The 18,513-nt window shown below is 68.8% G+C and carries 18 protein-coding genes; 7 read left to right on the plus strand and 11 right to left on the minus strand.

The features are described from left to right. Positions 1–79 precede the first annotated feature (79 nt). Genes IEY21_RS00605 through pyrR form a run of 4 tightly spaced genes read right to left on the minus strand, consistent with a single transcriptional unit; the run spans position 80 to position 3,292 of the window. On the minus strand, positions 80–1,345 hold the full coding sequence (locus tag IEY21_RS00605; RefSeq protein WP_188900265.1) for a dihydroorotase: 1,266 nt from the start codon (positions 1,343–1,345) through the stop codon (positions 80–82). A 49-nt stretch (positions 1,346–1,394) separates the two neighbouring features. Then, complete coding sequence (locus IEY21_RS00610; protein WP_188900267.1) at positions 1,395–1,802, minus strand: hypothetical protein; 408 nt, start codon at positions 1,800–1,802, stop codon at positions 1,395–1,397. Beyond that, positions 1,803–2,744 (minus strand): aspartate carbamoyltransferase catalytic subunit, encoded by a 942-nt coding sequence (locus IEY21_RS00615; protein WP_188900268.1) that lies wholly within the window; start codon positions 2,742–2,744, stop codon positions 1,803–1,805. Continuing rightward, entirely contained in the window at positions 2,741–3,292 is a 552-nt protein-coding gene (gene pyrR / locus IEY21_RS00620; protein WP_188900270.1) for a bifunctional pyr operon transcriptional regulator/uracil phosphoribosyltransferase PyrR, read from the minus strand. Before pyrR ends, IEY21_RS00615 begins: the two co-directional genes overlap by 4 nt. Before the next feature lie 319 nt (positions 3,293–3,611). On the opposite strand from pyrR, the gene IEY21_RS00625 reads away from it, so the two are divergent. Next, a complete protein-coding gene (locus tag IEY21_RS00625; RefSeq protein ID WP_188900272.1) occupies positions 3,612–4,112 on the plus strand; it encodes an Hsp20/alpha crystallin family protein in 501 nt (166 codons plus the stop codon). A 101-nt stretch (positions 4,113–4,213) separates the two neighbouring features. Here IEY21_RS00625 and IEY21_RS00630 read toward each other — a convergent pair whose 3' ends face one another. The 4 genes from IEY21_RS00630 to IEY21_RS00645 all read right to left on the minus strand — a co-directional run bounded on the left by IEY21_RS00630 (position 4,214) and on the right by IEY21_RS00645 (position 7,323). Continuing rightward, complete coding sequence (locus IEY21_RS00630; RefSeq protein WP_188900608.1) at positions 4,214–5,098, minus strand: hypothetical protein; 885 nt, start codon at positions 5,096–5,098, stop codon at positions 4,214–4,216. A 203-nt stretch (positions 5,099–5,301) separates the two neighbouring features. Then, the gene (locus IEY21_RS00635) at positions 5,302–5,988 is read right to left on the minus strand and encodes a phosphatidylserine decarboxylase (protein WP_188900274.1); all 687 of its coding nucleotides are present in this window, start codon (positions 5,986–5,988) and stop codon (positions 5,302–5,304) included. Positions 5,989–6,047: 59 nt separating this feature from the next. Beyond that, positions 6,048–6,794, minus strand: a complete 747-nt coding sequence (locus IEY21_RS00640) for a peptidylprolyl isomerase (RefSeq protein WP_188900276.1) — start codon at positions 6,792–6,794, stop codon at positions 6,048–6,050. A gap of 58 nt (positions 6,795–6,852) precedes the next feature. Then, entirely contained in the window at positions 6,853–7,323 is a 471-nt protein-coding gene (locus IEY21_RS00645) for an Lrp/AsnC family transcriptional regulator (protein ID WP_188900278.1), read from the minus strand. 184 nt (positions 7,324–7,507) lie between these two features. Between IEY21_RS00645 and ald the strand changes: the two genes are divergently transcribed. Both ald and IEY21_RS00655 read left to right on the plus strand, forming a co-directional pair. Continuing rightward, positions 7,508–8,632, plus strand: coding sequence for an alanine dehydrogenase (gene ald / locus IEY21_RS00650; RefSeq protein WP_188900280.1), 1,125 nt, complete (start codon positions 7,508–7,510; stop codon positions 8,630–8,632). Between the two features lie 98 nt (positions 8,633–8,730). Next, positions 8,731–9,237, plus strand: a complete 507-nt coding sequence (locus IEY21_RS00655; protein WP_188900282.1) for a DinB family protein — start codon at positions 8,731–8,733, stop codon at positions 9,235–9,237. A gap of 124 nt (positions 9,238–9,361) precedes the next feature. Here the strand turns inward: IEY21_RS00655 and carB are convergent, their stop codons facing one another. Continuing rightward, complete coding sequence (gene carB / locus IEY21_RS00660) at positions 9,362–12,436, minus strand: carbamoyl-phosphate synthase large subunit (RefSeq protein WP_188900283.1); 3,075 nt, start codon at positions 12,434–12,436, stop codon at positions 9,362–9,364. 265 nt (positions 12,437–12,701) lie between these two features. Between carB and IEY21_RS00665 the strand changes: the two genes are divergently transcribed. The 3 genes from IEY21_RS00665 to IEY21_RS00675 all read left to right on the plus strand — a co-directional run bounded on the left by IEY21_RS00665 (position 12,702) and on the right by IEY21_RS00675 (position 15,740). Next, entirely contained in the window at positions 12,702–13,160 is a 459-nt protein-coding gene (locus tag IEY21_RS00665; RefSeq protein WP_188900285.1) for a GNAT family N-acetyltransferase, read from the plus strand. A gap of 15 nt (positions 13,161–13,175) precedes the next feature. Then, the gene (locus IEY21_RS00670) at positions 13,176–14,297 is read left to right on the plus strand and encodes an alanine racemase (RefSeq protein ID WP_188900287.1); all 1,122 of its coding nucleotides are present in this window, start codon (positions 13,176–13,178) and stop codon (positions 14,295–14,297) included. Between the two features lie 195 nt (positions 14,298–14,492). After that, on the plus strand, positions 14,493–15,740 hold the full coding sequence (locus IEY21_RS00675) for an MFS transporter (protein ID WP_188900290.1): 1,248 nt from the start codon (positions 14,493–14,495) through the stop codon (positions 15,738–15,740). On the opposite strand, the gene IEY21_RS00680 is transcribed toward IEY21_RS00675, so the two are convergent. Both IEY21_RS00680 and IEY21_RS00685 read right to left on the minus strand, forming a co-directional pair. Beyond that, positions 15,730–16,035 carry an EthD family reductase gene (locus IEY21_RS00680; RefSeq protein WP_188900292.1) on the minus strand — a complete coding sequence of 102 codons (306 nt, stop codon included), beginning with the start codon at positions 16,033–16,035 and terminating at the stop codon, positions 15,730–15,732. The genes IEY21_RS00675 and IEY21_RS00680 overlap by 11 nt on opposite strands. A 72-nt stretch (positions 16,036–16,107) precedes the next feature. Continuing rightward, positions 16,108–17,169, minus strand: coding sequence for a GGDEF domain-containing protein (locus tag IEY21_RS00685; protein WP_188900294.1), 1,062 nt, complete (start codon positions 17,167–17,169; stop codon positions 16,108–16,110). Positions 17,170–17,322: 153 nt separating this feature from the next. Here IEY21_RS00685 and IEY21_RS00690 point away from each other — a divergent pair, with 153 nt between their 5' ends. Then, a complete protein-coding gene (locus tag IEY21_RS00690; protein WP_188900296.1) occupies positions 17,323–18,450 on the plus strand; it encodes a pyridoxal phosphate-dependent aminotransferase in 1,128 nt (375 codons plus the stop codon). The last annotated feature ends 63 nt before the right edge of the window (positions 18,451–18,513 follow it).

Genomic DNA, 18,513 nt, shown 5'->3' on the forward strand with positions numbered 1-18,513 from the left:
ACAGAACAACCCGCAGAACAAACAGCAAAGGCGGGGAAGGAAGTTCCTGTCCCCGCCTCTGGCCCCTGCCGGCCGACCTTCAGCCGCGCTGGTAGGCCACCTGCCCGCCGACCAGCGTGAGCACGGGCCAGCCGCGCAGCGTTTCGCCGGCCCAGGGCGTGAACCTGGCCTTGGATTTGAATTCGGCGGGGTTGGCCTCACGCTCGGTGTCCAGATCCAGAACCACCACGTCGGCGGGTGCTCCAGCGTCCAGCGACGGTGCAGGCCAGCCCATCACGCGGGCGGGGGCGGCCGTCATCAGGTCCAGCAGCTTCTCCAGCCCCAGCTCGGCTCCGAAGCGGGTGTACATCAGCGGAAACGCCAGCTCGATGTACGCGATGCCGCTGGGAGCGTCCAGCAGGTTCCGCTCCTTCTCGGCGCGGGTGTGGGGGGCGTGGTCGGTGGCGAGGCAGTCCACCGTGCCGTCCTTCAGGCCCTGCAGCAGCGCGTCGGCGTCGGCCTGGGTGCGCAGGGGAGGAGCCACCTTGTAGACGGCGTCGAAGCCGCGCAGCGCTTCATCGGTCAGCGTGAGGTGGTGGGGGCAGACCTCGCAGGTCACGTTCAGGCCTCGGGCCTTGGCTCCGCGCACGAGGTCCAGCGCGCGGGCGGTGGACAGGTGCTGGATGTGCAGCCGGGCCGCCGATCCCTGGGCCTGCAGCCCGGCCAGAATCTCCAGGTCGCGGGCCACGCGCGCCGCTTCCGCCGCCGCAGGGTTGCCGGGCAGCCCCAGGGCCTCGGACACGGGCCCCTCGTTCATCACGCCGTCGGCGCGCAGCGAGGCGTCCTCGGCGTGCACACTGACCACCATGCCCAGGCTTCCGGCATATTCCAGTCCCAGACGCAGCACCCGCGCGTTCTCGTTGGTGCGCCCGTCGTCGGTGAACATGGCGGCCCCGGCGTCTTTCAGGTAGCTCAGCTCGGCCAGCGCCTCGCCGTGCTGTCCCCGGGTCAGCGCCGCCGCCGGACGCAGGCGCGCGAAGCCCAGTCCGTCGGCCTTCTCTCTCAGGGCGCGCACGGTGGCCGGCTCGTCGATCACGGGCGCGGTGTTCGGCATGCACACCACCGTGCCGTAACCGCCCGCCGCCGCCGCCGCGAGGCCCGAGGCCAGGTCCTCCTTCTCGGTCTGTCCCGGCTCGCGCAGGTGGGCGTGCAGTTCGGTGAAGGCGGGGGCCAGGGTGCCGCCGTGGCCGTCCAGGACCTCGCCCTCCTGCGGCAGGTTCCACCCCTTGATAAGTCCATGCTCAAAGGTGACGGATTCGGTCCGGTCGGAACCGGGGCGTTTGATGTTGGTGATGGTCAGGGTCATGGATGTCCTCGTTGAAGGAAAGGGGGCGGCGGCGTGCACCGGTCCGCCCTCAGTTCAGCAGTTGCAGGGGTTCAGCGTCGGCGGGCCGGATGCCGTCCGGATCAGCAATCAGGGTCAGGCCGCCGCTGAAACGGGCCTCGATGCGGTACTCGGAACTGGACTGGATGGACAGCCGGCACGCCTCCACACGGGGCTGCTCGGGCGGCGCGTGGTTCTCAAACCGGGGACTGTCGCAGTCGGCGTCGGTGGTGGTCTCACGGTCCTTGAGGTGGGCGATCAGCAGCGACGCCCGCAGGTCGGCCAGGTAGGCGCGGGCGGCGCTCACCCCGCCGTGGTTCGGAGAAGCGGTGGTCAAGGGCCGGGCCTCGGGGTGTGCCACAGCAAGCGGCCTGCCCGACAGCGCCGGCTGACAGCCGCACAGCAGCAGGGCGCTGCCCAGAACCACGGCCAGCTTCACCTATGCCCGCCCCACCAGCAGGTGGTACAGCACGCTCATGCGGACGGCCTGTCCGTTCTCGACCTGCCGCAGAATCCGGCTGCGCGGGCCGTCGGCGGCCTCACTGCTGATTTCCAGATCGCGGTTCATGGGGCCGGGGTGCAGCACGATGGCGCCGCTCTCGGCGTGCTGCATCAGGGCCTCGTTGACCTGATACGTATCGGCGTATTCCGGGAGGCTGGCCAGGAACCCCCCGCCCATGCGTTCCTTCTGCAGGCGCAGGGCCATGACCGCGTGTGCGCCGCGCACCGCCGCCCGGGGATCGCTGGTCAGCGTCACGCCGGGCAGCGCGGCCAGGTCGGCGGGCAGCAGGGTCGCGGGGCCGCACAGCACCACCTCGGCCCCCAGTTTGGGCAGCAACTCCGCATTGCTGCGCGCCACCCGGGAGTGACGGATGTCTCCGATGATGGCGACCTTCTTGCCTTCCAGGCTGCCGTACTCCTGGCGCACGGTGTAGGCATCGAGCAGCGCCTGGGTGGGGTGGGCGCGGCGGCCGTCGCCGGCATTGATGACGGGTTTTCCGCTGTAGCGCGCGACCAGATGCGCGGCCCCGGCCGCGTGGTGGCGCACGATGTAGGCGTCGACCTTGTAGGCGGTCAGGACCTCCACGGTGTCGCGCAGGGACTCGCCCTTGCTCACGCTGCTGCTGCCGGCGGCGAAGGTCAGTACGTCGGCGCTCATGCGGCGGGCGGCCAGCTCAAAGGAGGTGCGGGTGCGGGTGGAATTCTCGAAGAATGCCGTGCAGACGGTCAGTCCCTGCAGCGCAGGTACCTTCTTCACCGGACGGTCAAGCACCTGCAGCATGGTGTCGGCGTTGTCCAGCAGGGCCGTCAGGCGCTCGGGCGACCAGTCCTGAAAGTCGAGCAGGTGCCGGGGACGGGTGGGGGCGGAGACAGTGCTCATTTCACGTCCTCCAGGTCCCACAGTTCCACGCTGTCCACGCCGTCGGTTTCGTGCAGGCGCACCTTGACGAGTTCGCCCCGTGCGGTGGGCAGGTTCTTGCCCACGTAGTCGGCGCGGATGGGCAGCTCGCGGTGACCCCGGTCCACGAGCACGGCCAGCTGAATACCGGCGGGGCGGCCCAGGTCAATCAGGGCGTCCAGCGCGGCCCGCACGGTGCGGCCGGTGTACAGCACGTCGTCCACCAGAATCACCCGGCGCTGCGAGATGTCAAACGGCACCTGCGTGTCGCGGATGATCGGCTGGTGCGCCACCTCGGTCAGGTCGTCGCGGTACAGCGTGATGTCCAGCCGTCCGGTGGGAACGTCCACGCCTTCGAGCTCGGCCAGCTTGGCCGCCAGCCGCAGCGCCAGCGGAATGCCGCGCGTATGAATGCCGATCAGGGCCAGTTGCTCGGCCCCCTTGTTGCGCTCGATGATCTCGTGGGCGATGCGGGTCAGGGCGCGCCGGGTCTCGTCGTTGGTGAGGATGGTGGCCTTGGGACCGCTCATACCGGGGCCCCTGCACAGAAAAAAACGCCGCTCAGCGCGTGCTGACGGCTTGGTTCGGTTTCGGTCATACAGGGCTCCTTCTCCTGCCTCACGGGGCGGGCGCAGCCTCACGGGACTGCCGAGAGAGGGTGAACAGTTGCGGGCAGCTTTCTGCCGCCCCGGAGTGTACCAGAGCCGGGCAGGAGTACACGGCCCTGCCACAGTCACAGTTTTAAGACGCACTAAACTTGACAGCAAAGCACTCAGATTTTATTCTTTCTGGCAGATGGGCGTCAGGCGAGTGCCGAAGGGTACGCCCTCACCCACAGGAGGTTTCCCCATGATGCGATTTGATCCTTTTCGTGACATTGAAGAGCTGACCCAGCGCATGGACCGGGCCTTCGGCCAGGGCAACGGCACGGCCCGCCTGTCGCCCCCGGTGGACGTCCACGAGGACGAGTCGGGGCTGGAGCTGACGCTGGACCTGCCCGGCGTACAGCCACAGGACATCCAGATCGAGGCCGAGAGCCAGACCCTGACGGTGCAGGCCGAGCGCAAATATGACCGCTCCGAGGGCCGCACCGCCCACCGCGTGGAGCGGGCCTACGGCACCCTGATCCGGACCTTCAGCGTGCCTCCCAAGTACGATCTGGGCAAGGTGGAGGCCAACTTTGACCACGGCACCCTGACCCTGCGCGTGCCGCGCAGCGAGGCGGCCCAGAAGCGCAGCATCTCGGTCCGCAGCGGCGGTCAGGACACCGGCTCCAGAACCCTGGACGCGGGCAAGTCGTCCGGGACCCAGGACAGCAAGGACAAGGACGGCAAGAAGGTCAACCAGTAAGCCCAGTCGGGTGAAACGAGGTCGCAGCATTGTCGCTGCGGCCTTCTCTTTTGGGGGGTGTCCGGGACCCCCATGTGCCCGGAAACAGCGCCCCTTCCCGGTTATTCCCCCTGCCGCACCGCCTCCAGCAACTCTGCAGTCAAGCTCAGGGCGGCGGGGCCCAGGGGAGCGCGGGTGACGCCCAGCAGGGTGCCCAGCTTCTCGCGGCGGGCGCTGGACAGGCTGGTCCAGCGCTGCAGGTCCGCGCGGTGGGTGCGGGCAGTCTCGTCGCGCAGGTAGCGCACCGCGCCGTCGTAGTAGCCGGCGCTGAAGGCGGCGCGGGCCCGGCGCTCCTGCTCCAGCATGCCCAGACCGCGTGTGGCGAGCAGCACCCGCCGGGCTTCCTCCTGTCCGCCGAAGCCGTACAGATGTTCCAGGCGGTAGATCGCCTTGGGAAACCGCAGGCCCGCCGAGGCCCGCCACGCGTGCGGCAGCCGGATCTCAAATTCGGGCCACAGGTGCAGCCAGGTCAGCAGGGCCGGGTACAGCAGGGTCAGGGCCAGGTCACGGGCATCTGCCAGGGCGAGCAGCTGTTCCTGCACGCCGTGGCCCGGCCCGGTGTGGGCGCGCCGGGCCTCCTCCAGACCCGCCGAGGCCTGATTCAGCAGGTCGGCACGGTGCGCGGCCCGCTGCGCGGCGCTGAGGTTCCACAGGGTGCGCTGGATACGGCCGTATCCCCCGGTGGGGTCGTACGTAACGCGGCTGGTGGCGAGCAGCGCCAGTGGGGCCTGGGCGCGCGCCACATCCCAGTCGCGCCACGCATCGAGGTGCTCGAAGGGAAAGCGCTCCACCGTCACGCCTGAGCGCGTCTCGGACTGCGGCGCGCTCAGGTCACGCTGAAAGGTGACGAAGGTGGGCTGGCTGCCCGCCCACGCAAATTCGGTGCCGTAGCTGCCGGCCTGGGCCACCGCACGCACCTTGCGGTCGGCGACCAGCCGCTCGGCCACCCGGTCGGGGGTGGAGCGCTCCGGCGGATGGCGCTCTGGGCTGCGGCGTTCTGTGGCGTGTTCTTGCGGCACGTTGCTGTTCTCCCTCCCGGCCCTCAGCATAGGGGCCGGGGGGGCAGCTTACCGTAACCGCAAGGGGCGTCCAGCCCGCCAAAAGTTGTGCGGCGTGGCCGGTTAAAAACTGCGAAAGAGGCGCGGTGGTCTCAGCTCCGCGCCACCACCGTCTGCGCGCCGAGCACGCGCTCGCCCACACTCACCTGGGGCGTCAGCGCGGCGGGCAGGTGCAGCAGAACCACGCCGCCCTCGGCCAGAAACGCGGATTTGTGTCCGGCGCGTCCCCCGTCTCCCTGCCGCAGGTAGGAGGTCGCCTGCAGCCCGGCCCCCGGCGCCACCAGCGTCACGCCGACCGACCCCAGGGCGCTGTCGGTCACCATGCTCAGACGTTCGTTTTCCAGCAGGCCGCGTGTGCCCAGCACGTCGGCGGGCCGGCCGGCGAGCAGCGTCAGCGCCTGGGCCGGGCCAAGCAGCGCCACATTGCTGCGGCTGCCGCGGTGCTGCACCTGCGCCACCTCGCCGTCCACCGGCTGATAGGTGTAATGCACGTCCAGCGGCCCGACAAAGATGCCCACCAGCCAGCCGTCGTCCTGGGCGGCGTCTGCACCCGGCCCGGTGCCCAGCAGGTCGCGGGCCGCCACCTGGGTGTTCAGCGCCTCGATCTCCACCTGCCCGTTCTCGATGCGGCGCACAAAGCTCACCACGCCGTCGGCCGGACTCAGCACGGCGGCTCCGGCCGGGGGCACGCGCACGGGGTCGCGGAAGCGGTACACGTTCCGCAGGTACAGGGCGGCGCTTGCGAGGGCAAGCAGGGGCAGAACACGGCGCAGACGCATGTCCGCAGTGTAGTGGGCGCTGTGGGGCAGGGGGCCACCCCACAGGCCTTTGTTTCTCTTTACTTCACCAGAATGTCCACGCTGCGCAGCAGGTCGGCATTCCTGCCGGCCACGGGGCCACGGCCCTCATCGTTGCGGGTCAGCCGGTCAAGCACGTCCTGCCCGGCGGCCACCTGCCCGAACACGGTGTACTGCCCGCTCAGGAAGTCGGCCGGGGCCACCGTGATGAAAAACTGGCTGCCCTGCGAATCCAGGCTGGCTGCCCGCGCCATGCCCAGCACGCCGGCCCGGTCGAAGCGCAGACCGTTTTTCGCCTCTGCCGTGAAGCTGTAGCCGGGGCCGCCGGTGCCCCACGCCGCCTTGCGGGCCGGATCGGCACTCAGGGGGTCGCCCCCCTGCGCCATGAACCCGTCAATAACCCGGTGAAAGCGCGTGCCGTCATAGAAGTGGTTGAGGGCCAGAAACACGAAGTTGTTGACCGCCGCCGGGGCCGCCCTGGCATTCAGGTCCACCGTCACGTCGCCCTTCTCGGTCCTGAGCACGGCGCGGTAGCTTCGGGCCGGGTCAATGATCTGCTCGGCTTTCTGGAAGCTGCGCACCGGCGTATCGCTCAGCGGCTTGAGGGGCGTGAAGCCGGACTCGGCGGGCTTCGGCGCTGAGGAAGGCGGGAGTGGAGTCGGGGTCACCGGGGCCGGGGTTGCCGGCGTTGGGGTGGCCGCCGTCTTGGGCTGTGCCCGGGCGGCGGGAGCGCACGCGGCCAGCCCCGAGGCGAGCAGCGCAGCAAAAAGGCCAATCTGTAACTTCATGCGCGTCAGTATTTCATCCGCCGCATGAGAGGGTCCTTTGGACCCCGGCTGCGCGCCCTCACTCCAACGGCAGACTGGTCGTGTATTTCTCCTGCTTGACCACGATGGTGCTCGCGGTGTTGCGCACGCCGGGAATGGCGGCCAGGGTATTCACCAGAAAATGCTGGTAGGCGTCGAGGTCCGGCACGCTGACCTTGAGCAGGTAATCGATGTCGCCCAGGCACAGAAAGCATTCCAGCACCTCGGGGCGGCCCTGCATCTTGGTGGCGAAGTCCTCGAAGCCCTGTTTGGTCTGCTTGTCCAGCGTGACCCGCACGAGCACCAGCAGTTCACGCCCCACCTTCTTGGGGTCGAGCAGGGCCACGTAGCGCTGAATGATGCCCTCTTCCTCCAGCCGCCGCACGCGGCGCAGGGTGGGAGCTGGGGTCAGGCCGATCTCGTCGGCAAGTTCGGTGTTGGGCAGACGGGCGTCGCGCTGCAGGATGCCCAGAATCTGGCGGTCAATGGCGTCAAGCGTACTCTGGGACATACTGGTGCCCATTCTGACACATCGGCGCAATTCTGTTGCCCGGATGTTCCGTGGGAGGACGTCTGCGGCAATCCAGAAAGGCCCCCGACTTGTTAGGATGCGCTGCTTCACCGTCACGCAACCCAGCCCCCACCCCGCCGCCAGCTTCGCTGTGTCACGCACCTGTGCGGCCCAGGAGAATCCCATGCATATCGGACTGCCCAAAGAGATCAAGGTCAAGGAAAACCGTGTGGCCCTCACCCCCGGCGGGGTTGCCACCCTCGTGCGGCGCGGCCACCGCGTCACCGTGCAGGAGGGCGCGGGCGTGGGCAGCGGCATCCGCGATCAGGAATACGTGGATGCGGGCGCGCAGCTCGGCAGCGCCGACGACGCCTGGGCCGCCGAGATGGTGGTCAAGGTCAAGGAGCCGGTGGCCAGCGAGTACGGCTACCTGCGCGACGATCTGCTGCTGTTCACGTACCTGCACCTCGCCGCCGACCGTCCCCTGACCGACGCGCTGCTGGAGGCGGGCACCACCGGGGTGGCCTACGAGACCGTGCAGGCCGAGGACCGCAGCCTGCCGCTGCTCACTCCCATGAGCGAGGTCGCCGGCCGCCTGAGCGTGCAGGCCGGGGCGTACCACCTGCAGAAGCCGGTGGGTGGACGCGGCGTGCTGCTCGGTGGGGTGCCCGGCGTGCAGGCGGGCCATGTGGTGATCCTGGGCGGCGGCGTGGTGGGAACCAACGCGGCCAAGATGGCGATGGGCCTGGGCGCGAAGGTGACCATTCTGGACGTCAGCCACCGCCGCCTGACCTACCTGGACGACATCTACTTTGGCCGCCTGACCACCATGATGAGCAGCGAGGCCAACCTGCGCGCGCTGCTGCCCGAAGCCGACCTGCTGATCGGCGGCGTGCTGATTCCGGGAGCCAAGGCCCCGCACCTCGTCACCCGCGACATGCTGGACCTGATGCAGGAGGGCAGCGTGATCGTGGACGTGGCCGTGGACCAGGGCGGCTGCGTGGAAACCATCCACGCCACCACCCACACCGACCCCACCTACGAGGTCGCGGGCGTGGTTCACTACGGCGTGGCGAACATGCCCGGCGCGGTGCCGCGCACGAGCACCTTCGCCCTGACGAACGCGACCTTTCCCTACGTGCTGATGCTCGCCGATCACGGTCTGGACGTGCTGCGCGGCCACGCGGCGCTGCAACTCGGTGTCAACACCCACCGCGGTCAGCTGACCTACCAGGGCGTGGCGGACGCCTTCGGCCTGCCGTATGTCCAGGTCACCGAGGCGCTGGGCGCGTGGGGCGCCCAGGCGTAATCCGGAACAGACGCGTCCCCCCGCTGTCGTGAGCGGAGGGGACAGTGGGGGCGACAGGCCAGCGCGGTCTGCCGCCCCCGGCCTTTACAGTGGGTTCCATGACCCGCCCGTTGCCCGGCGAATACCAGCCCTTCTATGCCCGCTACGTGGACCTTGCGCCCGAGGACGATGTGCTGGCGGCCATGGAGACGCAGGCCCCGCTGACCCGCGCGCAGATTCTGGGTTTCTCAGACCGGCCCGAGCACCGGTATGCGCCCGGCAAGTGGAGCGTGAAACAGACGGTGGGCCATATGGCCGACACCGAGCGGGTGTTCGGCTTCCGCGCCCTGTGGTTTGCCCGCGCCGACCCGGCCCCGCTGCCCGGCTTCGAGCAGAACGACTGGATGCGCCACAGCCCCTTCGAGGATCAGACGCTGGCGGACCTGCTCGATGGATTCGAGGCGGCGCGGCGCAGCAATATGGCCGTGCTGCGGTCCCTGTCGCCGCAGGCCTGGGCCCGCAGCGGCGTCGCCAGCGGCCATTCCATCAGCGTGCGGGCGCTGGCCCACGGCATGCTGGGCCACGAGCGGGCGCACCTGCAACTGCTGGCGGAACGCTACAGATAGTTCCCCGGATGAGTGGGGACATCCGGGGAACAGGGGGATAGGGCAGGACGGAGGCTTTCCGCCGCCGCAGAGCGCCGGGAAGGGACCGGTGCTGGATACGCCCGGTCCCGTCTGCGCCCCGCCTTTACGAAACCCACTCCTGCAGGCTGCGGACTCCCAGCTCGCCCGCCTCCACGGCCCCGGCAATCGCCCGCGCCGTCCATTCGGCGGCCTCGCGCGTGCTCACGATGGGCACGCCCCGTTCCAGCGCCGTTCTCAGCAGGCGGCTCCCTGTTACGTCGATCAGCAAGTCGGGCAGCCTGTCGCCGTCCTGCGTCCGAATCACGTTCAGGCCCGCGCCCTCCAGCGTGGCGGCCACGTCGTCCAAGCCGTCGCCGAGCAGCAGGACGGTACCGCTCAGGGGCAGGTAGTTCTTGGCCCCCAGCTGCGCCCGGTAGAACGCCAGGTACGGGTCCGCGTCGATGCCCATGCTCTCGCCGGTGCTTTTCATCTCCGGCCCCAGCACCGGCAGCACGCCCGCGAATTTCAGGAAGGGCAGGTGCACTTCCTTCACCGAGAACATGGCCGGCACCGGGGTCTCCAGCAGCCCGATCTGTTCCAGCGTGTGGCCCACGGCGATGCGGGCGGCACTCTTGGCGAGGGGATGGTTCACGGCCTTGCTCACGAAGGGAACGGTGCGGCTGGCACGCGGGTTGGCCTCCAGGATGTACGCCACGTCGTCCTTGACCGCCCACTGTACGTTCATCAGGCCGCGCACGCCCAGTTCCAGCGCCAGCCGCTCGGTGTCGGCCTTCACGCGGGCCAGCAGCTCGGCGCTCAGGTTCACCGGGGGCAGCACGCACGCGCTGTCACCGCTGTGAACCCCGGCGGCTTCCACATGCTCCATGATCCCGGCCACCACGGCGCGCTCGCCGTCGCACAGGGTGTCCACGTCCAGCTCCAGCGCTCCTTCCAGGAACTGGTCCAGCAGAATGCTCGGCTGGCCCTCCACGGCGGCGTACACCTCGTCCAGATAGGTGGTCAGCTCGGTCATGCTGCGCACCGTCCGCATCGCGCGGCCCCCCAGCACGTAGCTGGGCCGGGCCATCAGCGGAAAGCCCAGCTGTTCGGCCAGGGCCTGCGCCTCGTTCGGCGTCTTCGCCACCAGTCCGCGCGGCTGCGGCAGGCCCAGGCGTTCGCACAGCGCGTTGAAGGACGCGCGGTCCTCGGCCTCGTCGATGGCGTCGGGACTCGTCCCGATGATCGGGGCGCCCGCCGCCTCCAGCCGCCGCGCCAGTTTCAGCGGGGTCTGACCGCCCAGCTGCACGATCACGCCCACCGGCTTCTCGTGATCGACGATGTTCATCACGTCCTCGAAGGTCAGCGGCTCGAAGTACAGGCGGTCTGCCGTGTCGTAGTCGGTGCTGACCGTCTCGGGGTTGGAGTTGATCATGATCGTCTCGTAGCCCGCGTCCTGCAGCGCCCAGACCGCGTGAACGGTGGCGTAGTCGAACTCCACGCCCTGCCCGATGCGGTTGGGGCCGCTGCCCAGGATGACCACCTTGGGCTTGTCGGTGGGGGTGACCTCGTCTTCCCACTCGTAGGTGGAGTAGTGGTACGGCGTGTGCGCCTCGAACTCGGCGGCGCAGGTGTCCACCGTCTTGTAGACGGGAAGCGCCTTGGCCTCCTTGCGCAGGGCGCGGACCTCCAGCTCGCTCAGGCCCACGATCTCGCCGATGCGGGCGTCACTGAAGCCCAGGCGCTTGACCTCGCGCCAGTACTCGTATTTCCATTCCCGGATCGGCCCCAGTTCCAGAATCTCGCTCTCGGCCGCCACGATCTCGCGCAGCTGGCCCAGGAACCACGGGTCAATCTTGGTGGCGTCGAACAGCTGTTCCACGGTCTCGCCGCGCCGCAGCAGCTCAATGACCGCTTCCAGACGGCGCGGGTTGGGGTACAGCAGGGCGCGCAGTTCGTCCGGCGACATGGCGGCGAAGACCCCGCGCACGTCGCTTTCCACGCTGCGCAGCGCCTTTTGCAGCGACTCCTTGAAGGTGCGGCCAATCGCCATGACCTCGCCCACGCTGCGCATCTGGGTCCCCAGATGATCCGAGCTGCCCGGGAACTTCTCGAAGGCAAAGCGCGGAATCTTGGTCACCACGTAGTCGATGCTCGGTTCGAAGGCGGCGGGCGTCACGCGGGTGATGTCGTTGGGCAGCTCGTCGAGGGTGTACCCCACCGCGAGCAGCGCGGCGATCTTGGCAATCGGGAAACCGGTGGCCTTGCTCGCCAGCGCGGAGGAGCGCGACACGCGCGGGTTCATCTCGATCACGATCACGCGCCCGTCCACCGGGTTGACCGAGAACTGGATGTTGCTGCCGCCGGTCGCCACGCCAATTTCGCGGATGATCGCCAGTGACATGTCGCGCAGGCGCTGGTATTCCACGTCGCTGAGGGTCTGCGCCGGGGCCACCGTGATGGAGTCGCCGGTGTGCACGCCCATCGGGTCAAAGTTCTCGATGCTGGTGATGATGATCACTGTGTCGGCGGTGTCACGCATCACCTCCAGTTCGTATTCCTTCCAGCCCAGGATGCTCTCTTCCAGCAGCACCGAGGTCACCGGGCTGTCGCGCAGGCCGCCCTCGGTGATCTGCAGGAACTCCTCGTAGGTGTGCGCGATGCCGCCGCCGGTGCCGCCCAGCGTGAAGGAGGGCCGGATCACGACCGGCAGGCCGAGTTCCTTCTGGTACTCCGTGGCCTCTTCCATGCTGTGAACCATCTTGCCGCGCGCCGTTTCCACGCCGATCTTCTTCATGGCGGCCTGGAACAGTTCGCGGTCCTCGCCCTTGTTGATGGCTTCCACGCCCGCGCCGATCAGTTCCACGCCGTATTTGGCCAGCGTGCCGCGTTCGTGCAGCTGCATCGCGAGGTTCAGCGCGGTCTGGCCGCCCAGGGTGGGCAGCAGGGCGTCGGGCTTCTCCCTGATGATCACCCGCTCCACGAACTCGGGCGTCAGCGGTTCCAGGTAGGTCGCGTCGGCCAGATCGGGATCGGTCATGATCGTGGCCGGGTTGCTGTTGACCAGCACCACGCGGTACCCCTCATTTTTCAGGGCTTTGAGCGCCTGCGTCCCGGAATAGTCGAACTCGGCGGCCTGCCCGATCTGGATGGGGCCGCTGCCGAGAATTAGGATCGTGTTCAGGTCAGTACGCTTGGGCATTCCAGAGAGGGAGTATGTCACGCCCGGGGGTGAGGCGGGTGGGAGCGGTCTGTATGGATATGCACCGGGCGTCCCGGCGGCCGTATGAAAGGGGTACCCGCCGCGCCGGATTGGTGAAGCCTTAAGCCCGTGCCCGTCTCCCAAACGGCCGGCTGCCCCTGCGTTAAGCTGGCTCCCGTTGCGCCGGCTGCAGTGCCGGCACGGACTGCCAACACGGGGAACACAGCGAACCCATACTGTGGTCCCACACCATAAGGAGGGGAGCATGACGACCCAGACCCTGCACATCGAGAATTACACGCTGGGCGCCGAGGCGCCGGGCCAGCACATCCTGGACGCCGCGACCGAGCGCCGTGTGGCCGAGTTTCTGTTCATGCATCTGGACGAGTACGGCGACGCCCTGGGGGATATCCAGGCCTGTCTGGCCTACGCCCACGAACGCGGCGGCAGCGTGACCTACGCCGAGGAAAACGGAGAACTGCTGGGTGCGGTGGTCACCAACCGCACCGGCATGGGCGGCTTCATTCCGGAGAACATCCTGGTGTACATCGCCGTTCATGAAGCGGCGCGCGGGCGCGGACTGGGAAAGCAGCTGATGGAAACGGCGCTGACGAATGTGCAGGGCAGTGTGGCCCTGCACGTGGAGCCGCACAATCCGGCCCGCAAGCTGTACGAGCGGCTGGGATTTACCAGCAAGTACCTTGAAATGCGGCTGCAGCGGTAAGGAGGAGGTGAACCCATGGCTTATCTGACGCTGGACCGGCCCAAGTTGCAGGCCAACTTTGATCATCTGGAGGGTCTGCTGGGGGCGCGCGGCATCGACTGGGGCATTACGACCAAGCTGCTGTGCGGCAACAAGCTGTTTCTCAATGAGGTGATCCGTCTGGGCCGCCTGGAACTGCTGGATTCACGCATCAGCAACCTGCGGGCCATCAAGGAGCTGAACCCGGAGGCGCAGACGGTGTACATCAAGCCGCCGGCCTCGGCCCTGATCGAGGAACTCGTGACCTGGGCGGACGTGAGCTTCAACACCGAGCTGGAGACCATCCGGGCCATCAGCGCCGAGGCCGTGAAGCAGAACAAGACGCACCTGATCATCATCATGATCGAGATGGGCGACCTGCGCGAGGGGGTGCTGCGCGAGGACATCGTGGCGTTCTACGAGCAGGTCTTCCGGCTGCCGAACATCCGCATCATCGGCATCGGCACCAACCTCAACTGCCTGAACGGAGTCATGCCCAGCGAGGACAAGCTGATTCAGCTGGGGCTGTACAAGACCATCATCGAGCTGAAGAACGGGGTCGAGATCCAGTGGGTAAGTGCGGGCACCACCGTGACCCTGCCGCTGCTGATCGCGGGCGGCCTGCCGGCGGCCATCAACCACTTCCGCATCGGGGAGGCGCTGTTCTTCGGGCAGGATCTGGTTCATGAGAATACCTTCGAGGCCATGCACGACGACGTGCTGGAACTGCATGCCCAGGTGATCGAACTGGCCGAGAAACCCACCACGCCGTCCGGGGTGCTGGGCAAGAATCCCTTTGGCCAGACCGCCGAGGGAGACGCCGAGGGGCCGAGCACCAGCCACCGCGCCATTCTGGACGTGGGCTACCTGGACATCTCGCCGCAGTACCTCACGCCGGTGGACCCGCGTCTGGAGGTCATCGGTGGCAGCAGCGACATGCTTGTGCTCAACGTGGGCGACAACGAGGCTGGCCTGGAGGTCGGCAGCTACGTCACCTTCCGTCTGAAGTACATGGGCGCCCTGCACCTGATGAACTCGCCGTACATCGACAAGTTCGTGCTCGATGGTTCGGGAGAGAAGATCTCGGAACTGCCCGCGCCACAGCCGGTCGGCGGCTGAGAAGGGCATGGAACAGGGGGGGGCATCGGCCAGTCGGCTGGTGCCCCCCGCAGCTGTGGTGTTCTAAACTGCCCTCAGCCTCGACCTCGGGGTGAACCCACCATGTCAACAGCCCTCTGACCCCCCGTCTCAAGCCGGCGCGCCCGCCTCAGGCCGCGCCGCCCGTGGGCTGTTGAACCCCCGAGGAACGAACGCATGTTGAAATCGAAAAATCCCGCGCGGGTGTATCTCGCGCTGTCGGCGGGCCTGTCCCTGGCCTTCGCGCTGGCCTTTACCCTGCAGGGCCTGTATTTCGTGACCGTGGCGGAGCTGAACCCGCTGCAACTCCTGCTGATCGGCGCGGCGCTGGAGGGAGCCGCCTTTGTGCTGGAGATTCCCACCGGCGTGGTGGCCGACGTTCATTCCCGGCGCCGCTCGGTGATTCTGGGCTGCGTGGGGCTGGGGGCGGGAATGCTGCTCGTCGGGGCCTTTCCGGTGTTCTGGGCGCTGCTGCTCGCCCAGGTCGTGTCGGCGGCGGGCTACACCCTGCTCAGCGGCGCGCAGCAGGCGTGGCTCGCCGACGAGGTGGGCGAGGACCGGGCCGCCAGGCTGTACCTGCTGGGCAGCCAGTATGGCCGGGCGGCGGGAATCGTGGGCCTCGGGGCGACGGCGGCCCTGGCCACCCTGGGACTGCAGGTGCCGGTGCTGGCGGGCGGCGCGGTGGCTCTGGCCCTGGGCGCTTACCTGTGGCTGCGCATGCCCGAGGAGGGATTCTCGCCCGCTCCGCGCGGGGAACGGCAGACCTGGACGGCGCTGGCAGACACGCTCGGGCGCGGCGTGCGCGAGGTGCGCGCCAGCCGGGTGCTGACCCTGCTGATGCTCACCGCCCTGATGTACGGCGCGGGCAGCGAGGCGGTGGACCGCCTCAACGAGTTTCTGCTGGTCCGCGAAATCGGTCTTCCGGGCGGATTGAGCGCGGCCGGCTGGTTCGTGCTGCTCGCGGCGGCGGTGCAGGCGGTCGGGCTGGGCGTGACTGAGCCGCTGCGCCGCCGCCTCACGCCACAGGAACCGCACGCGGCCGCCCGGACCCTGCGCTGGGTCCTGGGCGGCCGCGTGGCGGCGCTGCTGGTTTTTGCCCTGGCACCGGGCTTCGGCTGGGCCGCGCTGGCGCTGGTGGTGCAGGGAGTGCTGCAGGGCCTGTATGCCCCGCTGTACGACGCTTGGCTCAACCGGGGGCTGGACCCGCGCTCACGGGCGACCGTCAATTCCCTCGCCGCGCAGGCGGACGCGCTGGGGCAGGTGGGCTTCGGGCCGGGCTTCGGCGTGCTGGGCAACGTGCTGGGCGTGCGGGCGGCCCTGGCGCTCGCGGCGCTGGTGCCCCTGCCCCTGCTGGGCCTGCTGCGCGGCCTCCCTGTCTCCCGGCCGGAATCCACCGCGCCTGGAGAGCCGGACGCTAGGCCGTGATCTCGCTGATGAGCACCGTGGCGCCGCCGGTGGCAAACTTGGGAATGTCCGAGGCGGTGGCCTGCCCGGCGGGGCTGCCCATGGCCGCCTGGAAGCTGGCCATGTCCTCGAAATACAGCTCCGCGATGCGGTAGTGGGCGGGAGCGCTGCCGTCGGGGGTACCGATCACCTGCGCGACTTCAACACGGCTCAGGCCCGGAATGCTCCGGGCCAGGTCCATGTGGGTGTGGTGGTAATACTCGTCGAAGGCAGCAGGATCGGTGGGATTGCCGTACAGCACGGTCAGTTTGATCATGGCCAGCTCCTTGGGCGGGTGAGCGACCGCCCGGAGGTCAGCATACGCGCTGGCGGAGGCCCGGAGCAGGCCTCAACTCGCGCGCGCGGTGTCCCGGCCCGCCGCCTTGGCCTGGTACAACGCGGTGTCGGCGCGGCGCAGCAGCGTCTCGGGGGTGTCTCCGGGCCGCGCCTGGGCGATGCCGCAGCTGACGGTGATCGTGCGGGCCTCCGGGTGCCACAGGGAGCGCAGGCTGTCACGCAGCCGGGCCGCGATCTCCTGCGCGGCGGCCTGGTCGCCGGCGACCAGAACCAGGAACTCCTCGCCGCCCCAGCGCCCGACCCGGTCTCCCTTGCGCACGATGCGGGACGCGGCCAGGGCGGTGTCGCGCAGAACCCGGTCTCCCGTCTCGTGGCCGTAGGTATCGTTGACTGACTTGAAGTGGTCGAGGTCGAACAGCACGAGACTCAGCGGTTCGTGGCGCTCAGCGCGGCCCAGGCTGGCGCTCAGCCAGGTCTGCAACTGTCGCCGGTTGGGCAGTCCCGTCAGCGCGTCTATCTGCGCGAGGGTGGCCTCCCGCTCGGCCTGCAGCAGGGTATGGAAATACTGACGGCGCAGCTGGTGTTGCAGGAACAGAAAGGCGATCACGGTGCCGTGCATCAGGTACAGCTGCAGCAGCAGGTTGCCCTGCGCGGACTTGATGTCCGGCGCGATGTGGGGGGCCCACCAGAAGGCGGCGCCCACGGCGAGCAGCGCCGCGTACTGCCCCAGCGAGACGAGCAGAAAGGCGCGGGGGCGCAGCACCAGCGAGGCCACCAGATAGCTCAGGACCATCCAGTACGAGTACCCGCCCAGGCCCGCGGAGGTCTGTTCGATCAGCAGCAGTTGTGCCAGGCGCAAGACCGCCGCGCTGATCTGCAGGGTCAGTTCGGTCAGGCCCACCCGCATCAGGTCCGCCGGACGCCGCCACAGCCACAGCGCCAGCCCCGCATTCTTCACGGCGATCAGCAGCAGCGAGGCCGTTTCCAGGCGGGTCATGATGCCGACCTCCAGCCCCAGGGTGATCAGCGAGGTGATCAGACCGCTGACCAGCAGCACCAGCAGGGCGCTGCGCCGGTAGGTGCGGTCAGGCGAGGTGGAGGGGGGGAGGGCCATTTTCTGCCCGGAGCATAGGCCATCCACTCTGACAGCCGGCTCACCTGAACCGACGTGAGGGAACAGGCGGCCCCCGGCACTGCTGGCACCGTTGCGGCCGGTCGTCTGGACGGCCCGGGCTGCTTTCTGCTCTCTGGGGTTCAGACTGCGCCCATGCCGCAGCTGTTGTTCCGCGCCCGCGCCTCGCAGGAGAGTGTCTTCGCCCGCATGAGCCGCCTCGCGGCGCAGTTCGGGGCCGTGAACCTGGGGCAGGGCTTTCCCTCGGACGCGCCCCCGGCTTTTCTGCTGGAGGCGGCGCGGCGGGCGGTGGGCACCCACGACCAGTACAGCCCGCCCGCCGGACTGCCGGTTTTGCGGGACGCCATCGGCGCGGACCTGGGGGTGGACGGCGGCGACGTGATCGTGACCGGCGGCGCGACTGAGGCGCTGAATGTGCTCGCGCTGGCCCTGTACGGTCCGGGCGATGAGGTCCTGATGCTGGAGCCGGTATTCGACGTGTACCTGCCGCAGGCGCGGTTGGCCGGGGCGACCCCCGTGACGGTGCCCATGCAGCTGTCCGCGGCGAAGGGCTGGACCCTGGACCTGGGTGCGCTGCGGGCCGCCGTGACGGAGCGAACGCGGGCCATTCTGCTCAACAGTCCGTACAACCCCACCGGCACGGTGCTGTCGCGGGAGGAGCTGGAACAGATCGTGGCGCTGGCCCGCGCCCACGACCTGTGGATCATCAGCGACGAGGTCTATGACGAGCTGTACTTCGGCGCTCCCCCCGTGCCGGTCCGCACGCTGGCCCCCGAGCGCACCTTCACGGTCGGCAGCGCGGGCAAACGGCTGGAGGCGACCGGCTGGCGCATCGGCTGGATCGCGTGTCCACCGGGAGCGGGCGTGGCGGGCAACATCGCGGGCGTGCGGCAGCAGGGGTCCTTCTGCTCGCCCACTCCCCTGCAGGCAGCCGTGGCGGCGGCCCTGCCCCTGGCCCGCACCGAGGGCTTCTACGACCATCTGAGAAGCGAATACGCCGCCCGGCAGCAGTTGCTTGCAGACGGCCTGCGTGACCTGGGCGCCACCGTCTTCACCCCGCGCGGCACGTATTTCCTGACCGTCCTGCATCCCTCCTGGCGGGCCGAGACGCTGGTGGAACACGCCGGGGTCGCCGTGATTCCCGGTGAGGCGTTCTACGCCCATCACCCCGCACCCGAGGGGCTGCTGCGGGTGGCCTTCTGCAAGTCGCGCAGCGAGATCGCGCGCGCCCTGGAGCGGCTGGCCCGGGTTCCCTCTCCCTGAGGAGCAGCGCTGAAGTAAGCGAAAAATAAAGGTCGCGGCGAATTTATGTAAAGGGGTGTGGCT

Source organism: Deinococcus aerophilus (genome assembly GCF_014647075.1).
GTDB classification, from domain to species: domain Bacteria; phylum Deinococcota; class Deinococci; order Deinococcales; family Deinococcaceae; genus Deinococcus; species Deinococcus aerophilus.

Bases quoted from the DNA above. Each gene is read 5' to 3' on its own strand.
- IEY21_RS00655 (WP_188900282.1), top strand. From the start codon at position 8,731: ATGACCCGCCCGTTGCCCGGCGAATACCAGCCCTTCTATGCCCGCTAC.
- IEY21_RS00665 (WP_188900285.1), top strand. From the start codon at position 12,702: ATGACGACCCAGACCCTGCACATCGAGAATTACACGCTGGGCGCCGAG.
- pyrR (WP_188900270.1), bottom strand. From the start codon at position 3,292: ATGAGCGGTCCCAAGGCCACCATCCTCACCAACGACGAGACCCGGCGC.
- ald (WP_188900280.1), top strand. From the start codon at position 7,508: ATGCATATCGGACTGCCCAAAGAGATCAAGGTCAAGGAAAACCGTGTG.
- IEY21_RS00675 (WP_188900290.1), top strand. From the start codon at position 14,493: ATGTTGAAATCGAAAAATCCCGCGCGGGTGTATCTCGCGCTGTCGGCG.
- IEY21_RS00680 (WP_188900292.1), bottom strand. From the start codon at position 16,035: ATGATCAAACTGACCGTGCTGTACGGCAATCCCACCGATCCTGCTGCC.
- IEY21_RS00640 (WP_188900276.1), bottom strand. From the start codon at position 6,794: ATGAAGTTACAGATTGGCCTTTTTGCTGCGCTGCTCGCCTCGGGGCTG.
- IEY21_RS00615 (WP_188900268.1), bottom strand. From the start codon at position 2,744: ATGAGCACTGTCTCCGCCCCCACCCGTCCCCGGCACCTGCTCGACTTT.
- IEY21_RS00645 (WP_188900278.1), bottom strand. From the start codon at position 7,323: ATGTCCCAGAGTACGCTTGACGCCATTGACCGCCAGATTCTGGGCATC.
- carB (WP_188900283.1), bottom strand. From the start codon at position 12,436: ATGCCCAAGCGTACTGACCTGAACACGATCCTAATTCTCGGCAGCGGC.
- IEY21_RS00685 (WP_188900294.1), bottom strand. From the start codon at position 17,169: ATGGCCCTCCCCCCCTCCACCTCGCCTGACCGCACCTACCGGCGCAGC.
- IEY21_RS00625 (WP_188900272.1), top strand. From the start codon at position 3,612: ATGATGCGATTTGATCCTTTTCGTGACATTGAAGAGCTGACCCAGCGC.
- IEY21_RS00670 (WP_188900287.1), top strand. From the start codon at position 13,176: ATGGCTTATCTGACGCTGGACCGGCCCAAGTTGCAGGCCAACTTTGAT.
- IEY21_RS00605 (WP_188900265.1), bottom strand. From the start codon at position 1,345: ATGACCCTGACCATCACCAACATCAAACGCCCCGGTTCCGACCGGACC.
- IEY21_RS00635 (WP_188900274.1), bottom strand. From the start codon at position 5,988: ATGCGTCTGCGCCGTGTTCTGCCCCTGCTTGCCCTCGCAAGCGCCGCC.
- IEY21_RS00690 (WP_188900296.1), top strand. From the start codon at position 17,323: ATGCCGCAGCTGTTGTTCCGCGCCCGCGCCTCGCAGGAGAGTGTCTTC.